Origin of the sequence: Bradyrhizobium sp. HKCCYLRH2060, from assembly GCF_051168135.1 — a bacterium.
GTDB lineage: Bacteria > Pseudomonadota > Alphaproteobacteria > Rhizobiales > Xanthobacteraceae > Bradyrhizobium.
Map to the genome: position 1 here is coordinate 1 of NZ_JBNPUK010000034.1, position 2,454 is coordinate 2,454.

General features: G+C 64.7%; 2 protein-coding genes. One reads left to right on the forward strand and one right to left on the reverse strand.

Annotated features, from left to right (window positions below; translation table 11 throughout):
• The first annotated feature begins 270 nt into the window (after nucleotides 1-270).
• Nucleotides 271-864, forward strand: coding sequence for a hypothetical protein (locus ACQR10_RS32620; RefSeq protein ID WP_316183712.1), 594 nt, complete (start codon nucleotides 271-273; stop codon nucleotides 862-864).
• Between the two features lie 69 nt (nucleotides 865-933).
• On the opposite strand, the gene ACQR10_RS32625 is transcribed toward ACQR10_RS32620, so the two are convergent.
• The gene (locus ACQR10_RS32625; protein ID WP_316218930.1) at nucleotides 934-2,259 is read right to left on the reverse strand and encodes an NAD(P)H-dependent oxidoreductase; all 1,326 of its coding nucleotides are present in this window, start codon (nucleotides 2,257-2,259) and stop codon (nucleotides 934-936) included.
• Between the last annotated feature and the right edge of the window lie 195 nt (nucleotides 2,260-2,454).

The following is a 2,454-nucleotide window of genomic DNA, read 5'->3' on the forward strand; positions in this document are numbered from 1 at the left end:
GCGCCAATGGTACTATGGCTCAAGCCCTGGGAGAGTAGGTCGCTGCCAGGCCTGCAAAGGACATCCCCTCTTCACACTCAAAACAACAACGCCGCGCTGAAACCTCAGCGCGGCGTTGTCGTTTGTCCTGATGCGGTCGTTCGTCGATGCCGCGGGCAGCACAACCGTGTGATTGAGCCGCAAAACCGGGTTCAGTTGCGGTTCATTCCCCAGAACGTACGCAATGCTGCGCTGTCTGTCGTCGCTGACATTGTCCCACAGGAGATCCTCATGCGCATGTTCGTCCGGACCACCTTCGTCGCGCTAGCCATTGCTGGCTCAGGCGCCGCGATGACGGCCCTCACAACGCTTCCGGCCCTCGCGCAGGCCGCCAAGGATTCCCCGGCGCAGCCGCCCGGTCCGACCATCAGCCAGCCGCCGCAGCTCAAGCAAATCGCGCTGACCGACAAGCAGATCGAAAACGTGCTGGCATCGCAAAAGGACATGGATGCCGTCACCGACAAGCTTCCCGAGAACGCGCCGCCGGACCAGAAGGTTGTGACGCAGCTCGATGGCGTCGCCAAGAAATACGGCTTCGCAAGCTATGACGATTTCAACGTCGCCGTCGACAACATCAGCCTGGTGATGGGCGGCATCGATCCGAAGACGAAAAAGTACATCGGTCCCGAAGCCGTCATCAAGCAGCAGATCGATCAGGTCCAGGCCGATACCAAGATGAAGCCCGATGACAAGAAGCAGGTCCTCAACGATCTCAATGCGGCGCTCAAGGCGAAGCCGCCGGAGGTCGAGAACAAGGGCAATATCGATCTCGTGGTCAAATATTACGACAAGCTCGCCGCGGCCTTCGGCGAGGACGACAACTGACAACCGAGGCTTTGCCTCCACCTCGATCCGCCAAGCCCCGACCGTCGGTCGGGGCTTTTTCGTTGTGGGTCATGCGAGCGGAGCGCGCGCTCTGCGCGCGAACGCGGCCTCCATCTGCTTGCGTACCTTCACGGTCTCGTCCGCGGCATCGGCTGCGACGTCGCTCCAGCGCACGATCTCGCCATGCGCGACGTCGTTCACGAGCTTCACCCGATGCGCCAGCCCGATCGGCAGTGCCCCGAGCTGCAGGCTGGTCCTGGCCGGTACGACCTTGCCCCACACCGTATAGCCACCTTCGCCATCGAGCATCTCGCCAGCCCGCAGATCCTTCTTGGCGACGGCGACGACATCGCCGCGGAAGCCGAGCGGTTGGCCGGTGGGCTCCTTGCGCAGGGCCGCCGAGAGCACCGAGACGTTCAGCTCCAGCCCGATCAGGTGATAGGGCTTGTACATCGCCGCATAGCGGCCGCTCGAATCGGTCTTGAGTCCGTATTGCCGGAAGCAGTCCGCGGCGTAGTCGTTCGGCGCCTCCAGCACGACATAGACGCCCCAGCGCAGATCGCGAAATACCGGACGCCCGTCGCGCTCCAGCGATGAGACCACCTCGACCATGCCGGAGCGCTCGAGCACGCCGCCGCGGTCGCGAGGCCGCAGCACATGCGGCAGGTCATCGACACCGCAGGGTGGAAACAGCAGTCCGTTCGTGGGCACGTCGAGCCCCGTCGCGTTGGCGATCGCGGCCATCTCGATCGCCGACTTGGTGCCGTCGAGGAAGGAATTGAACATCTGCGGGTTCATCCCGGCCGACTGCGCCTCGCCGGCGGTGAGGCCGTAATGTTGCCAGACGCCGTCCGGCGTGACGTCGTGATAGGCCGGCAGATACTTCGTGCCCTTGCCTGCGGCGACGACATGGAAGCCGGTCGCACGCGCCCAGTCGACGAGCTCGGCTGTCAATGCCGGCTGGTCGCCATAGGCGAGTGAGTAGACAACGCCGGCCCTGCGCGCCTCGTCGGCCAGCAACGGCCCCGCCAGAACGTCAGCCTCGACATTGACCATCACGATGTGCTTGCCGGCCCTGATGGCCGCCTGCGCGTGGCGGATGCCCGCGGCCGGACTGCCGGTCGCTTCGACGACGACATCAATGGTGTCAGCAAGCGCTTTTGCGCCGTCGGGACTGAACGCGGTGCGTTCGATCCGCTCGGCGCTCCAGCCGACGGTGCGGCAGGCGTCCCGCGCGCGCCCCGGATCGAGGTCGACGATGACGGGCACCTCGAGCCCCGCCACGTGCGGCACCTGCGACAGGAACATCGAGCCGAACTTGCCGGCGCCGATCAACGCGACGCGCACGGGCTTGCCGGCGGCGGCGCGGGCTTGGAGGAGGGCGTGGAGGTTCATTGTATTGTCCGGTTTCCAGATTGTCGCGCGACCTGCAACTACCACCTCCGTCGTCATGGCCGGGCTTGACCCGGCCATCCATCTCTCAGCAGGGCGGCTTTGCCGAGAGGATGGATGCCCGGGTCAAGCCCACGGCTGTCCGGTTCAGCTTCCGCATATTGCGAGGCTCAACTGTTGTGGGTTTTTGGCAAGTTG

Coding starts and splice junctions, on each gene's coding strand:
- ACQR10_RS32620 (WP_316183712.1), top strand. CDS start 271: ATGCGCATGTTCGTCCGGACCACCTTCGTCGCGCTAGCCATTGCTGGC.
- ACQR10_RS32625 (WP_316218930.1), bottom strand. CDS start 2,259: ATGAACCTCCACGCCCTCCTCCAAGCCCGCGCCGCCGCCGGCAAGCCC.